The organism is Arthrobacter sp. NicSoilC5 (assembly GCF_019977395.1).
GTDB lineage: Bacteria > Actinomycetota > Actinomycetes > Actinomycetales > Micrococcaceae > Arthrobacter.
Genome location: NZ_AP024660.1, coordinates 2,264,909 through 2,282,871 on the forward strand (window position 1 = coordinate 2,264,909; position 17,963 = coordinate 2,282,871).

The following is a 17,963-nucleotide window of genomic DNA, read 5'->3' on the forward strand; positions in this document are numbered from 1 at the left end:
TCAGGCCCCTTTCGGCAGTGTGGTAGTCCCTGCGGCCGGCCTGTCGCCGGCCCGGGGCGGCCAGAAGTCGCCGGAGACAGGAACATCGTGGGCACTGGCGCGTGCGGCGAGTTCTGCGCGGATTTCCTCGGCCAGCCGGGAGGTCATGTCCCGGCGCCATGCAGGCAGGCCGTGGATGTCATCGTGGTAGAGCTCCGCGGGGATGTGGTCATCCAGCGCGGCGGTCAGCCGCTCTGCGTCCGGGAGCGTGTCGAAGCGCAGCTGCACCGGCCGCTTGGTGGCGGCGGTGACCGTCAGGATTAGGGAGGCGTCGCCGTCGAGCCGTCCGATGAGCAGCGCCCCGGACCGGCCCAAGTTGCTGAGGGAGAGGCGCCGGAAGGCCACGCGGGCGGAAAGGGCCGACGCCGGCAGGTGGACGCTGCGAAGCAGCTCGCCGGGTGCCAGGCAGTTTTGCGCATCCCCGGTGACGAACTCCGCCACGGGGACGGTACGGCTGGAACCGCCTGGCGCGAGGACGGTGGCCACGCCATCCAGTCCGGCGCACAGCGAGATGATGGGACCGGCGGGCAGCGAGGTGCAGAGGTTGCCGCCCACCGTGGACATGTTCCACACCTTGAAGGACGCCACGAATGAATCGCAGCATGCACGGACCAGGTCCAGCCCCGGCCAGTTGAGCCCGGCTGCCTCCGGGGTACCGGGCAGGCCGTACAGCTGCGCGATGGTGCAGGTGGCTGCGAGCTCAAGCCCGTCTCCGGTGACGGTGATGGGCGTCCAGCCGGCGTCGCCGAGGTCCAGCAGCCGCTTGAGCGGCCGCGGGCCAAACGCATGGCTGCCGTAGGAGAAAAGGACCGTGCCGCCGGCAAGCCAGGCGTCGCCGTCGCGCCATTGTGCGGGGTCGGCGGTGCGGACCACCGCCTCGATGGTGTTCATGTCCATGCGATCTCCTGCGTATTAAGGTCTGTGGGCGCCGGGGCAGCCGGGTGGTGATGGATGGTGCCGGAGGTTTCCCGCAGCGGCTGGCAGCTGGCTGCGCGGGTGCGGGCGGCGATCAGTTCAGCGGTGACGGATACCGCCACTTCGGCGGGAGTGACCGCACCGAGGTCAAGGCCGATGGGTGAGTGGAGCTGGGCGATACGCTCCGGCGCGACGCCCGCGTTGAGGAGCTGCTCAACCCGTTGGAGGTGGCTCCGCCGGGACCCCATGGCGCCAACGTAGGCGAGGTCCAGGGCCAACGCCGTTTCCAGCAGGGGGAGGTCGAATTTGGGGTCATGGGTGAGGACGGCGGCCACGGTGCGGCTGTCCGTCCGGCCTGCCGCCGCTTCCGCTGCCAGGTAGCGGTGCGGCCAGTCGGTGACCACCTGGTCGGCGGCCGCGAACCGGGGCTGGGACGCGAAGGCTGGCCGGGCATCAACGAGGGTCACGTGGTAGCCCAGCAGCTTGGCTGCGGGGACCAGTGCGGCACCGAAGTCGTTGGCGCCGAATACCAGCATCCGCGGCGGGGCCAGCCTGGACTCCACCAGGATGGCGGGTTCCGCGGCAGGTTGAGCGTCGCCGGACTTGGCGGGGGCGCATTCGCCCGGCTGCAGGAGCCGGACCAGCCCGGCACCGCCGCTGCGCACCAGGGATTCCACCTGCAGGGCCGGTTCCCCGTGCAGCAGCGCTGCCAGCTCCGAAGATGCCGCCAGGCGGAAGGCGCCCGGATCGGAGAGGACGACGGCGGCACATCCTGGAGTACCGAGCAGCCGTACCAACGCCACGGGGTGGGCCGGACCCAGGCCGGCGAGCTGCAGCAGGGCGGCCCGAAGCGGGTGCGGGGTTTCGCCGGGCACGGCCGCGGTCACGGGCTGGATCTGGATGCCCAGTTCGCCCCCGCAGGTGAGTCCGGCCGCGAAGGCATCTGCGGAACTGAAGCCAAAGGTCCCGTGGCGCGGGACGGCGTCGTCCATTGCCTCCTGGGCGAGCGCCACCACGGCGCCTTCCACGCAGCCGCCGGACAAGCTGCCCAGCACGTCACCGGAACCGGCGACCAGCATGGACGTTCCCACGGGCCGCGGCACAGACCCGGAGGCCGCCACGATGGTGGCCACGGCGAACTCCCGGGCTGCGAGCCGGGGCACCCAGGGGCCGAGCGAAGGGATCAGGTCAAGCATGGCGTCGCTCCTTCTTCCGCAGCGGTGGTGTCAATTGTCGGTCCTTCCGGGGGCCGGGCCAAGGGCTGGCACGGCCCCCGGAAGGAAAGGGCACTACTTAGCCGCCCAGCAGGGCGTTGATCGGCCCGCGGGCGAAGTACACCAGGAACCCGGCGCTCACCACCCACATCAGCGGATGGATCTTCTTGGCCTTGCCGGATGCCGCCCCGATCACGGCCCAGCTCACAAAGCCCACGCCGATGCCGTTGGCGATCGAGTAGCTCAGCGGCATGGTCACGATGGTGAGGAAAGCCGGCAGGGCCACGGTGAACTTGGTGAACTTGATCTCCCGGATCTGCGCCATCATCATGGCCCCCACCACCACCAGGGCGGCGGCGGCAACCTCGAGCGGCACCACGCCGGTGAGCGGGGTGAGGAACATCGAGCCGAGGAACAGGACGCCGGTGACCACCGACGCCAGGCCGGTGCGGGCACCTTCGCCGATGCCGGCTGCCGAGTCGATGTAGACGGTATTGGAGGAACCGGAGGTGGCCCCGCCCGCCACGGCGCCGAAGCCTTCCACGATGAAGGCGGACTTCAGCCGCGGGAAGGTGCCGTCCTTGTGGGCGACGCCGGCGCTCTTGGCCAGGCCGGTCATCGTGCCCATGGCGTCGAAGAAGTTGGTGAACACGAGCGTGAACACCAGCATGGTGGCTGCGAGTCCGCCGATCCTGGCGAAGGAGCCGAAGAGGTCGAAGTGGCCTACGAGGCCCAGGTCCGGGGCGGACACCAGCTGGCCGGACAGGACCGGGGTGTTCAGGTGCCAGCCGCCGGGGTTGGTGGCGCTGGCGGGGCCCAGTTTCATGACTGCTTCCACGACGGCGGCCAGCACGGTGGTGCCGACGATCCCGATCAGGAGTCCGCCCTGGACCTTGCGCGCCACGAGGATGCCCATGGCAAGGAGGCCGACGACGAACACCAGCGTGGGCACGGAGGTGATGGAGCCGCCGTCGCCCAGCTGGACGGGCGGGCCGCCCGCGGTGGGCCGGACGAAGCCGGAGTCCACGAAGCCGATGAAGGCGATGAACAGGCCGATGCCGACGGTGATGGCGGCCTTCAGTTCCTTGGGGACGGCCCGGAAGATGGCGGTCCGGGCGCCGGTGACGCCGAACAGGACGATCAGGATGCCGTTGATCACCACCAGGCCCATGGCCTCGGGCCAGGTGACTTCCTGGATCACCGAGACGGCAAGGAAGGAGTTGATGCCCAGTCCGGCGGCGAGCCCGAAGGGCAGGTTGGCGATGAGGCCGAAGAGGATGGTCATGACGCCGGCGGTGAGGCCGGTGACGGCGCCCACCTGCGCGGCGGAGAGCCAGCCCCCGGCGACGTCGGTGGGGGCGTTGTCCGCGCTGAACCCGCCCAGGATGAGGGGGTTGAGGATGACGATGTACGCCATGGTGAAGAAGGTGACCAGGCCGCCACGGAATTCGCGGGCAAGGGTTGAGCCGCGCTGCGTGATGTGGAAGAACCGGTCCAGGAGGGAGTCCGGCGCCGGCGGGGTGCTTCCCAGCCGCGTCCGTCCGGTTGCCTTTTGCGTTTCGCGTGCCGCTGCGGGCTCTGCGCTGTTGTTCCCGTTGGGGAGCAGCGCAGCCTGCTTTTCAGCGGAATTGTCCAGGATTGTCATGTCAGCCACCGGGCCCTAGTAGTCAATCCTGGTTTCGAGCGTGTTCCAGGTGGTGAACGGTTCCAGCGGGGCCGGGGCCTGGGGATCGCCCAGCTCCAGCTTGGAAACCGGCATCAGGGAATCCCTGTCCTGGTTGTCGAAGTATTCGTAGAACACTGCGTCGTCGAAGCCGACCGAGGCGGCGTCGTGGCGGTCCGCCGCGTAGACAACGCGGCTGACCCGTGCCCAGAGTGCGGAGGCCAGGCACATGGGGCACGGCTCGCAGCTGGTGTAGAGGGTGGCGCCGCTGAGGTCGAAGGTCCCCAGCTCGCGGCAGGCGGTGCGGATGGCGGTGACTTCAGCGTGGGCGGTGGGATCGTTGTCAGCAGTGACGCGGTTGACGCCGTCGAACGTCTTGCCGTCCGCCGTGACGATCATGGCGCCGAACGGGCCTCCGCTGTTGAGGACGTTGGCCGTTGCCAGCCGGATGGAGCGGGCCAAAAACTGTTCGGCCGTGACGGTGGTACTCATGATGCGACTTCCTTTTGCCGGGAAGCCTGTTGCCGCGCAGGACCAGTAAAACCAGGTGCGAACGGTTACCAGGCTTCAGCATGTGCTGTGAAGGTTAAGTTGCGCCTGGTAGATAGCTTCCCGGGTTCGGGCGCCCGCCTTTGGCAGAATCGAGATTAGCACCGCTTTGTGGGCCGCGCCATAGTTTTCTGGAAATTTAATTTCGCGATGTGAAATCTATGTTTCGCGCTCTTCACCGGCCCGTCCGTCTCCGCGGTCACAAACAGAGGCATTGACGCAGGCCAGGCCGTTTCCCTACTCTGGTCGCACCCGCGCCGCCCGACTGCACGGGAACCTGGATCAGCAGACAGGGCCTCACTGAGCTGGATATAACTGCACCGCACTCCGCTCAGACAAGGACAGCCCATGACCATTTCCTCCCCTGCCCCCATCAGCCGGCTCTGGATCAGGAATCCGTTGGCCGCGTTTACCGCCAACTCCCTCGACGCCTGCGGCGGCGTGGTGGTCAGCGGCGGTGTTATCACAGAGGTCCTTGCCGCCGGCCAACAGCCGTCCGCGCCCTGCACCGAAACGTTCGACGCCGGCAAACACGTACTGCTGCCCGGCCTGGTCAACACGCACCACCACTTCTACCAGACCCTCACCCGCGCCTGGGGCCCGGTGGCCAACGCCCCACTGTTCCCCTGGCTGCAGAACCTCTATCCAGTGTGGGCGCGGCTCACTCCCAAGGACCTGGAACTGGCCGCAACGGCTGCCCTCGCCGAACTGCTGCTGTCCGGCTGCACCACCGCAGCGGACCACCACTACCTCTTCCCGGCAGGGCTCGAGGATGCCATTGACATCGAGGTGGAAGCAGTGCGCCGGCTGGGCATGCGGGCCACACTGACCCGCGGCTCCATGACCCTTGGAACCGACGACGGCGGCCTGCCGCCACAGTCCACGGTGCAGGATCCGGAGGTGGTGCTGGCGGACAGCGAGCGCCTGGTTTCCACGTACCACGAGCGCGGCGACGATGCCGTGATCCAGGTCGCCCTGGCCCCGTGCTCCCCGTTCTCGGTCACGAAGGACATCATGGCCGAAAGCGCTGCCCTCGCTGAACGGCTGGACGTCCGGCTGCACACGCACCTGGCAGAGACCCTTGACGAGGAGGACTTCTGCCGGGAGATGTTCGGGTTGCGCACGGTGGACTACCTGGACAGCGTGGGCTGGCTGACGGACCGCACCTGGCTGGGCCACGGCATCCACTTCAGCGACGCCGAGATCACCCGCCTCGGTGCGGCGGGGACCGGCGTCGCGCATTGCCCCACCTCCAACATGAGGCTTGCCTCCGGAACAGCCCGGGTCCTGGAACTGGAGGATGCCGGGGTACCGGTGGGGCTCGGCGTGGACGGTTCGGCGTCGAACGATGCCTCCAACATGATCCTGGAAGCACGCCAGGCGCTCTACCTGCAGCGGCTGCGCTACGGGGCCGACGTTCCGGTGGAGCGGGCGCTGGGCTGGGCCACCCGCGGCTCGGCTGCCGTGCTGGGCCGGCGGGGACTGGGTCAGCTGGCACCCGGGATGCAGGCCGACCTGGCGCTGTTCACCCTGGATGAGCTGCGCTTCTCCGGCAGCCACGACCCCATCGCCGCCCTCCTCCTCTGCGCCGCCGACAGGGCCGACCGGGTGATGGTCGGCGGGAAGTGGCGGGTGGTGGACGGCCAGATCCCCGGACTGGACATCGCAGGGCTCATCGCAGAGCACTCAGCCGCGGCACGGCGCCTGGTCAACGGCGGCCGGTGAACGGCTGACAGCGGTCCGGGCCGCTGCTACCGTGGCGGCATGACCCCGTCAAAGACGCCGCCCGAGGTTCTCGACATCGATGGAATCGAAGTCCGCATCTCCAGCCCGGACAAGGTGGTATTCCCGGAGCCGGGGCTGACCAAGCTCGACCTGGTGCGCTATTACCTTGCAGTGGCGGAGGGCGCACTGCGGGGCGCGGGCGGCCGGCCCATGGTGCTCAAGCGGTTCCCGAAAGGCATTGACGCCGAGCCGTTCTTCCAAAAACGCGTGCCGGAAAACCACCCGCCCTTTGTTGGTACCGCCACACTGCATTACGCGTCCGGGACCTCGGCCGAGGAAGCCGTGATCCGGGATGCCGCCGGCCTGGCCTGGGTCATCAACCTTGGCTGCCTGGACCTGAACCCGCATCCCGTGCGGGCAGAGGACCTGGAACACCCGGACGAACTGCGGGTGGACCTTGACCCCATGCCGGGCGTGGACTGGTCGCAGATCGTGGATACGGCGTACGTGGCCCAGGAGGTGCTCGATGACGTGGGCCTGGTGGGATGGCCCAAGACCAGCGGGTCGCGCGGACTTCACATCCTGGTCCGCATTGCCCCGGAGTGGTCCTACTCCGATGTCCGGCTGGCTGCCGAAACCCTGGCACGGGAAGTGGAAAACCGGGCTCCCGGCCTTGCGACGGCACGGTGGTGGAAGGAGGAGCGCGGCGAGAGCGTCTTCGTGGACTTCAACCAGAATGCCAAGGACCGTACGGTCGCGTCCGCCTACTCAGTCAGGCCATTGCCGGATGCCCGCGTTTCAGCGCCGCTCACGTGGGAGGAGATGCGCACGGCCCGGCCTGGACAGTTCACTGTTCCCACGATGCTGAAGCGGTTTGCAGAAACCGGCGATCCGCACGCAGGCATTGACGGGGCGGCCGGATCGTTGGATGGATTGCTGGCCCTGGCGAAGGAACTGGGTCCGGCGGAGAAGGCTCCGCGCAGCGGCAACGGGTCCGGCCGCCGCCAGTCGCTGATGCCGCTCATCGAAGTGGCCCGGACCAGGACCAAGCCGGAAGCGCTGGCTGCGCTCGACGAATGGAAGTCCCGGCACGCCGCCGTCGTGAATTCCCTGCAGCCTGCCGACATCCTGGTCGACGGGATGCGCGGGTCCAGCTCGCTCTGGTACCGGGTACGGGTCAACCTGCAGCACGTCCCCGACGGCGAGCGGCCGCCGCAGGAGGAGCTCATCGCCGACTACGACCCCTGGGCCGGCAGGCAGTGGCCGGGGCGGCCCAGGGCCTGAGGAACGAGCACGCGGAGACGGAGACTGGGTACTGGCAGCCGGAGGGCAGGTTCCGGGCTACTGCCAGGCCCGCACCCAGTCCACCTTGATGGCTCCGGTTTTGCCCAGGACCAGTTTGTCTGGGTTGATGCCGACATTCAGGAGGAGGTAGTGCGGGGCATTGCCGTCGCTGGTGGGGTAGGAAAACTCAAGCTTCCCGTCGAAGTAGACGTCGTTGACGCCGGCCTTCCGGTGCACCCCGTAGGTGTGGTAGCCGCCCGCCCAGCATCCAATGAACCATTTTGCGGGATCCCTGTCCGCAGAGTGATAGACCGTGGTCATGGTCCCGGCGAGGGGTTCTGCAATGTCGATCTCGCCGGTTGCGGGGAACTTTTGGCCGGTGGTCCACCAGGCCGGCCAGTTGTAGATACCGCCCGAGCAGGTTCCCGGGAAGTAGATCCGGGCCTCAACGTAGCCGGTGGTGTACTGGAACCCCACATGGCCCGGAACGCCGTCCTTGGGATTGGTGGACAGCAGCGCCCCCGATTCTGCGTCGGACAGCTGCAGGACCGCGTTTCCGTTCTCCACTTTGACATTGCTGGAACAGGTCTTGACCCCGTTCTTTGTCGATCCGGGATGGCAGTCACGGAACCAGTAGGGAGTCCAAAGACTGGTGTTGAGGGTGTCGAATTCCTCATCGAGCACCAGCTTCCACGCTCCCGGAGGGCCGAGCGGACCGCCCTCCTTGCTGGCCACAACGGGGGTGCCCTTGACCAGGGCTTCACTTACCGGGCCATCGGCGGGGGCTTCCTGGGCTTTGGCCGGTTCTTCCGCGCTGGGCTGCTCCGCTGCCGGCGGCTGGGCAGCTGATGCGTCAGTCCCGCCCGGAGCGGCCGGCTGTTCCGCACCAGTGCCACCGGTGGAATCTGAAAGCGCGGGCCCGGGGTCGGTACCGGCCACCGACGCCTCCTGTCCGGGCGGTGAGGCATCAGGCTGCCCCGCCTGCAGCATGGCACTGCCCGAGAGCCCTGCAACGACCAGCACACAGCACAGGACCTGCAGTAGGCGGGCTGTGGCTTGTGGCATCGCTGTCCTTCCCTCGCACGTAATGGCGATGGCCAGACCAAGGACGAAGCCTCCAAGCCCACGGTCGGCTGTCTATCGTGCAAGGCTAGAAGAATTTCCCACGCCAGTCCCGAGTAGCCGCTACTCAGCTTTAGGGACGGCTTTTACGCGCTTTCGCTGCCGGGGTACGCAGCGACTGGATCCACCGGGACAGGCGCCCGGTGGAGTGGAGGCGCTCCTCCGGCACGTACAGATCAGGGTCGACTCCTCCGCCGAGGGGGAGGTAGAACTCCTGCGCACCGGGCCCTGCGGACGGTGCTGCCGGAACAGGATGGTTGTCTTGCTGGTACATCGGAACCTCCTTTTTCATATTATGGAAAGCAATTTCTGCTATGTGAAAAGAATAGGCGGGCATTGGGGGGCGGTCAAGAGGTCAGCCCTACACTCCCGGCGCCCGGACGGTCACAAACGGAATTTTCAGTCTGTGATGTACACCACCGGATTGCAGGGGTACGCTGGTATGCAACTCGTGGCGCAGGTCACGTAACCTGGGAGCAGCAGGCAGGGTCGTAATGAGCTGGCATCAACGGATGCCGGCTCTTTTTTTGTTGGGTCGGCTCCATCGGAAACGCGCATGAAACGCGCGCTTAATTTCAGTGATGGAACCTAGGTTCCACTTACCGGAAGTTGGGAAAAGACCATGAGCAGCAAGATTATCCTCGGCGAAAACCAGTACGGCAAGGCAGAAGTGCGGGTCGTCAAGATCACCCGCGACACGAACCGCCACGAGATTGAGGACCTGAATGTCACCTCGCAGCTGCGCGGCGACTTTGCAGCGGCCCACCTGGAGGGCGACAACGCCCACGTGGTGGCCACCGACACCCAGAAGAACACCATCTACGCCTTTGCCCGGGAAGGCATCGGCTCGCCGGAAGAGTTCCTCCTGCGCCTCGGGGAGCACTTCACCTCCAGCTTCGACTGGGTCACCGGCGGACGCTGGGAAGCCGAGTCCTACGCCTGGGACCGGATCCAGGCCCACGGCAGCGAACACGACCACTCGTTCGTCCGCAACGGCCAGGAAGTCCGGACCGCGGTCCTGGTCCGGGACGGCGCCACCAGCCACCTCATCTCCGGACTGAAGGACCTGACCGTCCTCAAGTCCACCCAGTCCGGCTTTGTCGGCTACCCCCGGGACCGCTACACCACCCTCCCCGAGACCACCGACCGCATCCTGGCAACGGACGTTTCAGCCCGTTGGCGCTTCAAGACCGGCACCGATTTCAGCGCGCTGGACTTCAACAAGAGCTACGACGACGTCAAGGGTCTCCTGCTCGAAGGCTTCACGGAGAAGTACTCCCACGCCCTGCAGCAGACATTGTTCGACATGGGGACCAAGGTGCTTGAGGCGCACAGCGAAATCGACGAGATCAAGTTCTCCATGCCCAACAAGCACCACTTCCTGGTTGACCTCTCGCCGTTCGGCCTGGACAACCCCAACGAGGTCTTCTTCGCGGCCGACCGTCCGTACGGCCTGATCGAGGCCACCGTCCAGCGCGACGATGCCGCGGCAGCCCCGGCGGCCTGGTCCGGCATCGCCGGCTTCTGCTAAAGCACTCCACCAGGTGGTTGAGCCTGCCGGGTTTGGCGACCCGCAGGCTCAACCGCCAAACCCTGAAGCACCTCCCACAGCCTTACCTGTTAGCCAGACACCAGTTAGCCAGACGATGACGTCTGCCATGAACCAAGAAAGTCTGCCATGAACATCAAGAAGAAACTGGCCCCCGCGGCCGCCCAGCGAGGCGCCCGGCCGGCCCGTCCGGAAGACCAGCGGCTCCCGATCGGCAGCATGTTTGCCTACGGCTTCCAGCACGTCCTCACCATGTATGGCGGCATCATCGCCCCGCCCCTGATCATCGGCGCCGCCGCGGGAATGAATTCCCAGGACATCGGCCTGCTCATTGCTGCCTGCCTTTTCGTTGGCGGCCTGGCCACCATCCTGCAGACCGTCGGCGTCCCCTTCTTCGGTTCCCAGCTGCCCCTGGTGCAGGGTGTGTCCTTCGCAGGGGTTTCCACCATGGTGGCCATCGTCCACGGCGGAGGCGGAATCCAGGCTGTCTTCGGCTCTGTCATCGCAGCGTCCCTGATCGGGCTGCTGATCACGCCGCTGTTCTCGAAGATCATCCGGTTCTTCCCACCGGTCGTCACCGGCACAGTGATTACCACCATCGGCCTGACGCTGATGCCGGTCGCAGCCAACTGGGCCATGGGCGGAAACAACAAGGCACCCAACTACGGCAGCGTGGCAAACATCGGCCTGGCCGCAGCCACCATGGGCATCGTCCTGCTCCTGAGCAAGGTGGGCAGCGCCGCCATTTCGCGGTTGTCGATCCTGCTGGCCATGGTGCTTGGCACGCTGATCGCCGTCGTTTTCGGCATGGCCGATTTTTCCAAGGTGGGCCAGGGCGAAATCGTCGCCTTCCCCACCCCCTTCGCCTTCGGCCCGCCCACGTTTGAGGTCGCCGCCATCATCTCCATGCTGATCGTCATCCTGGTCACCCTCACGGAGACCTCCGCGGACATCATTGCAGTGGGAGAGATCGTGGGCACCAAGGTGGACTCCAAGCGGATCGGCAACGGCCTGCGCGCGGACATGCTCTCCAGCGCCGTCTCCCCGCTCTTCAACTCCTTCACCCAGAGCGCCTTCGCCCAAAACGTCGGCCTGGTGGCCATCACCGGCGTCAAGAGCCGCTTCGTGGTCAGCGCCGGCGGCGTGATCCTGGTGGTCCTCGGCCTGCTTCCCGTCCTGGGCCGTGTGGTCGCAGCGGTGCCCACCCCCGTCCTGGGCGGCGCCGGCGTCGTTCTCTTCGGGACGGTCGCGGCCAGCGGCATCCGGACCCTGTCCAAGGTGGACTACAAGAACAACATGAACCTGATCGTGGTGGCGGCCTCCATCGGCTTCGGGATGATCCCCATCGCCGCCCCGACCTTCTACGACCAGTTCCCCACGTGGTTCGGCACCATCTTCCACTCCGGCATCAGCTCCGCCGCCGTGATGGCCATCCTGCTGAACCTGCTGTTCAACCACCTCCGGGCCGGCAATTCGGACAACCAGTCCGTGTTCGTGGCCGGCACCGAGCGCCTGGTGCGCGCCGAAGACCTCCACTGCCTGGCAGAAGGTGACCGGTTCGAGAACGGCAAGCTGATCGACTGCGACGGCAAGGAAGTCCCCGTCCAGTCAGCCGAAAAGGCACCAGAACATTAGCAAGGACACCGCGAACGACGGCGGCCCGCACCTTCCAGCGAAGGTGCGGGCCGCCGTCGTCCGCTGTTGTGACGCGTCAGGTGCGGTTGAGCTCGCGGGAGATTGCCTCGGCCGCTTCCCGGAGGATCGGCACGGCCTTGTCGGCGAAGTTTTCATCCACCCGGGACACCGGGCCGGAGACCGAGATCGCGGTGGGTGTGGGGGCGTTGGGCACTGCCATGGCGAAGCAGCGGACGCCGAGCTCCTGCTCCTCCTCGTCGATCGAGTAGCCCCGCTCGCGGATGAGCTTGAGGTCGGCCAGGAGTTCCTCCACGTCGCCGATGCTCTTGGGGGTGGGCGTGGGCATCCCGGCGCGGGCAACGATGCCCCGGACGGTGTCGTCGTCGAGCTGGGCCAGGATGGCCTTCCCGACGCCGGTGGCGTGGGTGTGGGCGCGCCGGCCAACTTCGGTGAACATGCGCATGGAGTGCAGCGAAGGCACCTGCGCCACGTAGATCACCATGTCGGAATCCAGCACCGCCATGTTGGAGGTCTCCCCCAACCGGTCCACCAGGATCTTCAGCTGGGGCTGCGCCAGCGCACCGAGCTGCTTGTTGGCCCCCTCACCCAAACGGATGAGCCGGGGGCCCAGCGCGTAGCGCCGGTTGGGCAGCTGGCGGATGTAGCCCAGCGACACCAGGGTGCGGAGCAGGCGGTGGATGGTGGGCAGCGGCAGGTCGGTTGAGGACGAGAGCTCGCTGAGGGTGACGTCGCCCCCGGCATCAGTGATGAGCTCCAGCAGTTCGAAGACGCGCTCCACCGACTGCACCCCACCGGACGCTTTTTCTGCCATTCCGTTGTCTCCTGTGGCTCGGAATCCGACAACTCTTATCCGCATCGTGAAAAGAGTTGCTTAGAACACCCAAGATACAGCACGGCCGTCCCCACGGCGATGCGGGCGTACAGTCGCATTCGGAGGGGTTGTGTTTCCATAAAGTAGATAATAATATCCATAATACGAAAACATTCGGATCAGAGCAGAAGCCGGACCCGGCCCAATCAGGAGGACATTCAATGGCGAACCCCAGCCCCGGAAATTCGATCACCCTGCGCGTGGAAGCACCGTCAAGCTTCAGCGCCACCAGCGAGCTCGCCGCAGCCGTCGGAGCTGCCGGCGCCGCGATCACCGCCCTTGACGTCACCGAGTCCCACCACGAGACCCTGGTGGTTGACGTCACCTGCAATACCACCGATGACGCGCACGCCGCCCGCGTCAAGGACGCCCTCAACGCGCTCGACGGCGTCACGGTCCAGCACGTCTCGGACCGCACCTTCCTGATGCACCTGGGCGGCAAGCTCGAGGTGGTCCCCAAGGTCCCCCTGCGCAACCGTGACGATCTTTCCCGGGCCTACACCCCCGGCGTCGCCCGCGTCTGCCTGGCCATCGCCGAGGACCCCGCCGCCGCGCGGAACCTGACCGTCAAGCGCAACACGGTGGCCGTGGTCACCGACGGATCGGCGGTGCTGGGCCTGGGCAACATCGGCCCCGCCGCGGCCCTTCCGGTCATGGAGGGCAAAGCCGCCCTGTTCAAGCAGTTCGCCAACGTCGACGCCTGGCCCGTCTGCCTGGACACCCAGGACACGGAGGAAATCATCCGCACCGTCAAGCTCCTGGCACCGGTCTTCGGCGGCGTAAACCTGGAGGACATCGCCGCGCCCCGCTGCTTCGAGATCGAGGCCCGCCTGCGCGAGGAACTGGACATCCCGGTGTTCCACGACGACCAGCACGGCACGGCAATCGTGACCCTCGCCGCCCTGGTCAACGCCCTGCGCGTGGTGGACAAGAAGATCGCGGACGTCAAGATCGTGGTGTCCGGGGTGGGTGCCGCCGGCTCTGCCATCATCCAGCTGCTGAAGGCCCAGGGTGCCCGGCACATCGTGGCCGCGGGCCGCTCCGGTGCCATCCACAAGGGTGAGGCGTACAACGATCCGCACCGCACCTGGATTGCGGAAAACACCAACCAGGAAGGCTTCTCCGGCAGCCTGCACGAGGCCCTGGTGGGCGCTGATGTCTTCATCGGCGTCTCCGCCCCGAACATCCTGGAAGAAGAGCACATCGCGTCCATGGCGAACGACGCCATTGTGTTCGCCATGGCCAACCCCACTCCGGAGGTGGATCCGGCCATCGCCTCCCGGCACGCCGCCGTGGTGGCCACGGGCCGGAGCGACTTCCCCAACCAGATCAACAACGTCCTGGCCTTCCCCGGCCTGTTCCGCGGGCTCCTTGACGTGGGGGCGAGCGACATCACCCCGGACATGCTGGTGGCCGCTGCCGAGGCAATCGCCAACCGGGTGAATGATAATGAGCTCAATGCGAGCTACATCATCCCCAGCATCTTCGATCCGCACGTGACCGCCGACGTCGCGGCAGCAGTGGCCGCCGCGGCACACGCCTCAAATGTGGCAACGGCTGCCGAACCGGCCGATTCCGCCGCGGAGCCTGCACTGGCCTCCGCCTGACCGCCCGACTTCCAGCCAAAGGAAAGGACCAGAAATGGCCATCACCGTCACCGATCCCCGTCCGATCAACCGCGCAGAGGAGATCCTCACGCCCAAGGCGCTGGCCTTCGTTGAGGAGCTCCACAACCGGTTCGCCGGCACCCGCAACGAGCTCCTGGCAGCCCGCGCCGTCAAGCGGCAGCGCGTGGCGGAAACGGGCAAGCTGGACTTCCTGCCGGAGACCCAGGACGTGCGCGACGGCGACTGGAAGGTTGCGCCCGCACCGGCAGCTTTGCAGGACCGCCGGGTGGAGATGACCGGACCCGCCTCGCCGGCGAAGATGGCCATCAATGCCCTGAACTCCGGCGCCAAGGTGTGGCTGGCGGACCTCGAGGACGCCAGCACGCCCACCTGGGCCAACGTCATCGACGCCATCCTGAACCTCCGCGACGCCGCCCAGGGCACGCTCAGCTACACCTCGGAGGAAGGCAAGGAATACCGGCTCCGCACCGACGCGCCGCTCGCCGTCGTGGTGGCCCGCCCGCGCGGCTGGCACATGCAGGAGAAGCACCTCCTGGTCAACGGCGAACCCGCCGTGGGCGCATTGGTGGACTTCGGCCTGCACTTCTTCCACATCGCCAAACAACTGGTCCTCAACGGGCAGGGCCCGTACTACTACCTGCCGAAGATGGAAAGCCACCTCGAAGCGCGGCTGTGGAACGACGTGTTCGTTTTCGCCCAGGACTTCCTCGGACTGCACCAGGGCACCATCCGCGCCACGGTGCTGATCGAGACCATCCCGGCGGCGTTCGAGATGGACGAGATCCTCTATGAACTGCGGGACCACGCCTCCGGCCTCAATGCCGGGCGCTGGGACTACCTGTTCAGCATCATCAAGTACTTCCGGGACGCCGGCGAGGAATTCGTCCTGCCGGACCGCGCGTCCGTGGCGATGACCGCCCCGTTCATGCGCGCCTATACCGAACTCCTGGTCAAGACCTGCCACCGGCGCGGCGCCTTCGCCATGGGCGGCATGGCCGCGGTCATCCCCAACCGGCGCCACCCCGAAGTCACCGAGGCCGCCTTCGAGAAGGTCCGCGCGGACAAGACCCGCGAGGCCAACGACGGGTTTGACGGCTCCTGGGTTGCCCACCCGGACCTGGTGCCCACCTGCCGCGAAGTCTTCGACTCCGTGCTCGGCGACAAGCCCAACCAGGTGGACAAGCAGCGGCCCGAGGTGTCGGTCACCGCGGAGCAGCTGCTGGACGTGCAGTCCGCCGGCGGCCAGGTCACCGAGGCCGGCCTGCGCCTGAACCTCTACGTGGCCGTTGCCTACACGGCCGTGTGGCTGTCCGGGAACGGCGCCGTGGCCATCCACAACCTCATGGAGGACGCCGCCACGGCCGAGATTTCCCGCTCGCAGGTGTGGCAGCAAATCCGCAACAAGTCCATCCTCGCGGACACCGGCAACACGGTCACCAGGGAGCTGGTGGAAAAGATCCTGGCGGAGGAAACCGAGCGGCTGCGCACCGAATTCGGGGACGAGGCGTTCCGCCGCTACTACCAGCCGGCCAGCGAACTGATCGCAGACATCTGCCTGTCGGATGATTACACCGACTTCCTCACCACGCCCGCCTACGAGCTGGTGGGCTGAGATGGCAGCACCCAAGTCCTCGCTCTCCGCGGGGGACCTCGCGCACATCGACGGGCAGCTTGCTGCCACGGACCGGCTGCTGGAACAGAACTACCCGGGCGACGATGGCTCCCGCCAGCCCGTGCACACGGTGTACGTCCCCGCGGACCGTTTCACGGCGTCGTTCGCGGCCGACTGGGGCGCCCAGGCAACGGCGACGGCGGAAGCACACGGCGGGTTCGGAAAACTCTGCGAACTGCTGGGCCAGGACGCCGCGCTGGCACAGGCTGTAGCCCCGCGGGTCGAAGCGAAGCTTTCCAGCGAGCCGATCGAGGACCTGCGCCTGGACTTCGAGGACGGGTTCGGGGACCGGGGCGACGACGCCGAGGACGCCGCAGCGGTTGCGGCAGCGTCCGCGGTGGCCCGGGCCGTGGCGGCGGGGTCCGCTCCCCCGTTCATCGGCATCCGCTTCAAGTGCTTCGAGGCTCCCACCCGGGCCCGTGGCCTGCGGACGCTCGACCTGTTCGTATCCGGCCTGGCCGCAGCCGGCGAACTGCCGGACGGCCTGGTCCTCACCCTGCCCAAGGTCACCACTGTGGCCCAAGTGCAGGCCATGGACTATGCGGTCTCCCGGCTCGAGGAGATCCACGGACTGCCCGCCGGCCGACTCCGGTTCGAGGTGCAGGTGGAAACGCCGCAGCTGATCCTGGGCCCGGACGGCACGTCACCGGTGGCGCAGCTCCCGCACGCCGTCCCCGGCAGGATCAGCGGCCTGCACTACGGCACCTACGACTACTCGGCGTCGCTGCAGATCTCCGCCGAATACCAGTCCATGGAGCACCCGGTTGCCGACTTCGCCAAGGAAGTCATGCAGCTCGCCGTGGCAGGCACCGGCATCCGGCTCTCCGACGGGTCCACCAACATCATCCCGGTGGGCGACAACGTGGAGAACGCCTGGCAGCTGCACGGACGCCTGGTCCGAAGGTCGCTGGAACGCGGCTATTACCAGGGCTGGGACCTGCACCCGGCCCAGCTGCCCAGCCGGTTCGCCGCCACCTATGCCTTCTACCGCGAGGGCCTGCCGGCCGCCGCCGCCCGCCTGCGCAACTACGTGGAGCGGACCGAAGGCGGCGTGATGGACGAGCCCGCCACCGCCCGCGCCCTGGCCGCCTTCGTCCTTCGCGGCGTCCAGTGCGGCGCAGTGGGTGCGGAGGAAGTCCAGGCGCTTGCCGGCGTCCGACTTCCGCAGCTCACGGCGCTGGCCCATCCGCGGCTTGCCACTACTTCCAACTCCTAAGCAAAGGATTCCTTTCATGGGCAAGTACTACTCCCCCAGCGGCGGACTCCCGCCGCAGACCCACCTCACCACCGAACGGGCCATCGTCACCGAGGCCTACACGGTGATCCCCAAGGGCGTCATGACGGACATCGTCACGTCCAACCTGCCGGGTTTTTCGAACACCCGGTCGTGGATCATCGCCCGTCCCATCTCGGGTTTCGCCACCACCTTCTCCCAGCTGATCGTCGAGATCGGCCCGGGTGGCGGGGCCCCGAAGGCCGAATTCGAGGCCGGGGTGGAGGGCGTCCTTTTCGTGACGCGGGGCAAGGTCAACCTCACCCTGGACGGCGAACTGCACCCGCTGGAGGAGGGCGGCTACGCCTACCTGGCTGCAGGTTCGGAATGGGGCCTGGAAAACGTCTCTGACGATGTCGTGTCCTTCCACTGGATCCGCAAGGCCTACGAGCGCCTGGAGGGGTACGAGGCCAAGTCCTTCGTCACCAACGAAAAGGACGTGGAGCCCACGTCCATGCCGGACACCAATGACGTCTGGAAGACCACGCGGTTCACGGACTCGAACGACCTCGCCCATGACATGCAGGTGAACATCGTGACGTTCAAGCCCGGCGGGGTCATCCCGTTCCCCGAAACGCATGTGATGGAACACGGCCTGTACGTGCTGGAAGGCAAGGCCATGTACCTGCTGAACAACGACTGGGTGGAGGTGGAGGCGGGCGACTTCATGTGGCTGCGCGCCTTCTGCCCGCAGGCCTGCTATGCCGGTGGCCCCGGTGAATTCCGCTACCTGCTCTACAAGGACATGAACCGCCAGGTGAAGCTCACCTAAGCGCCCCTGACCCATCCGGGCAGACAGCAGA

The 17,963-nt window shown here is 66.9% G+C and carries 15 protein-coding genes; 8 read left to right on the top strand and 7 right to left on the bottom strand.

Features of this window, described 5'->3' with window-relative positions:
• From LDO22_RS10605 to LDO22_RS10620, 4 genes are all read right to left on the bottom strand, one after another.
• On the bottom strand, positions 1-936 hold the full coding sequence (locus tag LDO22_RS10605; RefSeq protein WP_224027051.1) for an FAD binding domain-containing protein: 936 nt from the start codon (positions 934-936) through the stop codon (positions 1-3).
• Positions 927-2,150: an XdhC/CoxI family protein gene (locus LDO22_RS10610; protein ID WP_224027052.1), complete on the bottom strand. Its 1,224-nt coding sequence runs from the start codon at positions 2,148-2,150 to the stop codon at positions 927-929. Before LDO22_RS10610 ends, LDO22_RS10605 begins: the two co-directional genes overlap by 10 nt.
• 97 nt (positions 2,151-2,247) lie before the next feature.
• Positions 2,248-3,813 carry an NCS2 family permease gene (locus tag LDO22_RS10615; RefSeq protein ID WP_224027219.1) on the bottom strand — a complete coding sequence of 522 codons (1,566 nt, stop codon included), beginning with the start codon at positions 3,811-3,813 and terminating at the stop codon, positions 2,248-2,250.
• Between the two features lie 15 nt (positions 3,814-3,828).
• Positions 3,829-4,323 carry a nucleoside deaminase gene (locus LDO22_RS10620; RefSeq protein ID WP_159630648.1) on the bottom strand — a complete coding sequence of 165 codons (495 nt, stop codon included), beginning with the start codon at positions 4,321-4,323 and terminating at the stop codon, positions 3,829-3,831.
• Between the two features lie 405 nt (positions 4,324-4,728).
• Between LDO22_RS10620 and LDO22_RS10625 the strand changes: the two genes are divergently transcribed.
• Together LDO22_RS10625 and ligD are read left to right on the top strand one after the other, a co-directional pair.
• Entirely contained in the window at positions 4,729-6,105 is a 1,377-nt protein-coding gene (locus LDO22_RS10625) for an 8-oxoguanine deaminase (protein WP_224027053.1), read from the top strand.
• A gap of 39 nt (positions 6,106-6,144) precedes the next feature.
• Positions 6,145-7,389 carry a non-homologous end-joining DNA ligase gene (ligD, locus tag LDO22_RS10630; protein ID WP_224027054.1) on the top strand — a complete coding sequence of 415 codons (1,245 nt, stop codon included), beginning with the start codon at positions 6,145-6,147 and terminating at the stop codon, positions 7,387-7,389.
• A gap of 57 nt (positions 7,390-7,446) precedes the next feature.
• On the opposite strand, the gene LDO22_RS10635 is transcribed toward ligD, so the two are convergent.
• Both LDO22_RS10635 and LDO22_RS10640 read right to left on the bottom strand, forming a co-directional pair.
• On the bottom strand, positions 7,447-8,454 hold the full coding sequence (locus LDO22_RS10635; RefSeq protein WP_224027055.1) for a family 16 glycosylhydrolase: 1,008 nt from the start codon (positions 8,452-8,454) through the stop codon (positions 7,447-7,449).
• A gap of 130 nt (positions 8,455-8,584) precedes the next feature.
• Entirely contained in the window at positions 8,585-8,785 is a 201-nt protein-coding gene (locus tag LDO22_RS10640; RefSeq protein WP_224027056.1) for a hypothetical protein, read from the bottom strand.
• Positions 8,786-9,133: 348 nt separating this feature from the next.
• Between LDO22_RS10640 and pucL the strand changes: the two genes are divergently transcribed.
• Both pucL and LDO22_RS10650 read left to right on the top strand, forming a co-directional pair.
• Entirely contained in the window at positions 9,134-10,042 is a 909-nt protein-coding gene (pucL, locus tag LDO22_RS10645; protein WP_224027057.1) for a factor-independent urate hydroxylase, read from the top strand.
• 147 nt (positions 10,043-10,189) lie between these two features.
• Positions 10,190-11,695: a nucleobase:cation symporter-2 family protein gene (locus tag LDO22_RS10650; protein ID WP_224027058.1), complete on the top strand. Its 1,506-nt coding sequence runs from the start codon at positions 10,190-10,192 to the stop codon at positions 11,693-11,695.
• Positions 11,696-11,771: 76 nt separating this feature from the next.
• Here the strand turns inward: LDO22_RS10650 and LDO22_RS10655 are convergent, their stop codons facing one another.
• Positions 11,772-12,527 (bottom strand): IclR family transcriptional regulator, encoded by a 756-nt coding sequence (locus LDO22_RS10655; RefSeq protein ID WP_224027059.1) that lies wholly within the window; start codon positions 12,525-12,527, stop codon positions 11,772-11,774.
• Between the two features lie 221 nt (positions 12,528-12,748).
• On the opposite strand from LDO22_RS10655, the gene LDO22_RS10660 reads away from it, so the two are divergent.
• From LDO22_RS10660 to LDO22_RS10675, 4 genes are read left to right on the top strand one after another with little or no spacing between them, the layout of a single operon-like run.
• Positions 12,749-14,194: an NAD-dependent malic enzyme gene (locus LDO22_RS10660; protein ID WP_224027060.1), complete on the top strand. Its 1,446-nt coding sequence runs from the start codon at positions 12,749-12,751 to the stop codon at positions 14,192-14,194.
• 34 nt (positions 14,195-14,228) lie between these two features.
• Complete coding sequence (gene aceB / locus LDO22_RS10665; protein ID WP_224027061.1) at positions 14,229-15,827, top strand: malate synthase A; 1,599 nt, start codon at positions 14,229-14,231, stop codon at positions 15,825-15,827.
• Between the two features lies 1 nt (position 15,828).
• Positions 15,829-17,103, top strand: a complete 1,275-nt coding sequence (locus LDO22_RS10670; protein ID WP_224027062.1) for an aldolase — start codon at positions 15,829-15,831, stop codon at positions 17,101-17,103.
• Positions 17,104-17,119: 16 nt separating this feature from the next.
• The gene (locus tag LDO22_RS10675; RefSeq protein ID WP_224027063.1) at positions 17,120-17,932 is read left to right on the top strand and encodes a bifunctional allantoicase/(S)-ureidoglycine aminohydrolase; all 813 of its coding nucleotides are present in this window, start codon (positions 17,120-17,122) and stop codon (positions 17,930-17,932) included.
• The last annotated feature ends 31 nt before the right edge of the window (positions 17,933-17,963 follow it).

Coding starts and splice junctions, on each gene's coding strand:
- LDO22_RS10605 (WP_224027051.1), bottom strand. CDS start 936: ATGGACATGAACACCATCGAGGCGGTGGTCCGCACCGCCGACCCCGCA.
- LDO22_RS10610 (WP_224027052.1), bottom strand. CDS start 2,150: ATGCTTGACCTGATCCCTTCGCTCGGCCCCTGGGTGCCCCGGCTCGCA.
- LDO22_RS10615 (WP_224027219.1), bottom strand. CDS start 3,813: ATGACAATCCTGGACAATTCCGCTGAAAAGCAGGCTGCGCTGCTCCCC.
- LDO22_RS10620 (WP_159630648.1), bottom strand. CDS start 4,323: ATGAGTACCACCGTCACGGCCGAACAGTTTTTGGCCCGCTCCATCCGG.
- LDO22_RS10625 (WP_224027053.1), top strand. CDS start 4,729: ATGACCATTTCCTCCCCTGCCCCCATCAGCCGGCTCTGGATCAGGAAT.
- ligD (WP_224027054.1), top strand. CDS start 6,145: ATGACCCCGTCAAAGACGCCGCCCGAGGTTCTCGACATCGATGGAATC.
- LDO22_RS10635 (WP_224027055.1), bottom strand. CDS start 8,454: ATGCCACAAGCCACAGCCCGCCTACTGCAGGTCCTGTGCTGTGTGCTG.
- LDO22_RS10640 (WP_224027056.1), bottom strand. CDS start 8,785: ATGTACCAGCAAGACAACCATCCTGTTCCGGCAGCACCGTCCGCAGGG.
- pucL (WP_224027057.1), top strand. CDS start 9,134: ATGAGCAGCAAGATTATCCTCGGCGAAAACCAGTACGGCAAGGCAGAA.
- LDO22_RS10650 (WP_224027058.1), top strand. CDS start 10,190: ATGAACATCAAGAAGAAACTGGCCCCCGCGGCCGCCCAGCGAGGCGCC.
- LDO22_RS10655 (WP_224027059.1), bottom strand. CDS start 12,527: ATGGCAGAAAAAGCGTCCGGTGGGGTGCAGTCGGTGGAGCGCGTCTTC.
- LDO22_RS10660 (WP_224027060.1), top strand. CDS start 12,749: ATGGCGAACCCCAGCCCCGGAAATTCGATCACCCTGCGCGTGGAAGCA.
- aceB (WP_224027061.1), top strand. CDS start 14,229: ATGGCCATCACCGTCACCGATCCCCGTCCGATCAACCGCGCAGAGGAG.
- LDO22_RS10670 (WP_224027062.1), top strand. CDS start 15,829: ATGGCAGCACCCAAGTCCTCGCTCTCCGCGGGGGACCTCGCGCACATC.
- LDO22_RS10675 (WP_224027063.1), top strand. CDS start 17,120: ATGGGCAAGTACTACTCCCCCAGCGGCGGACTCCCGCCGCAGACCCAC.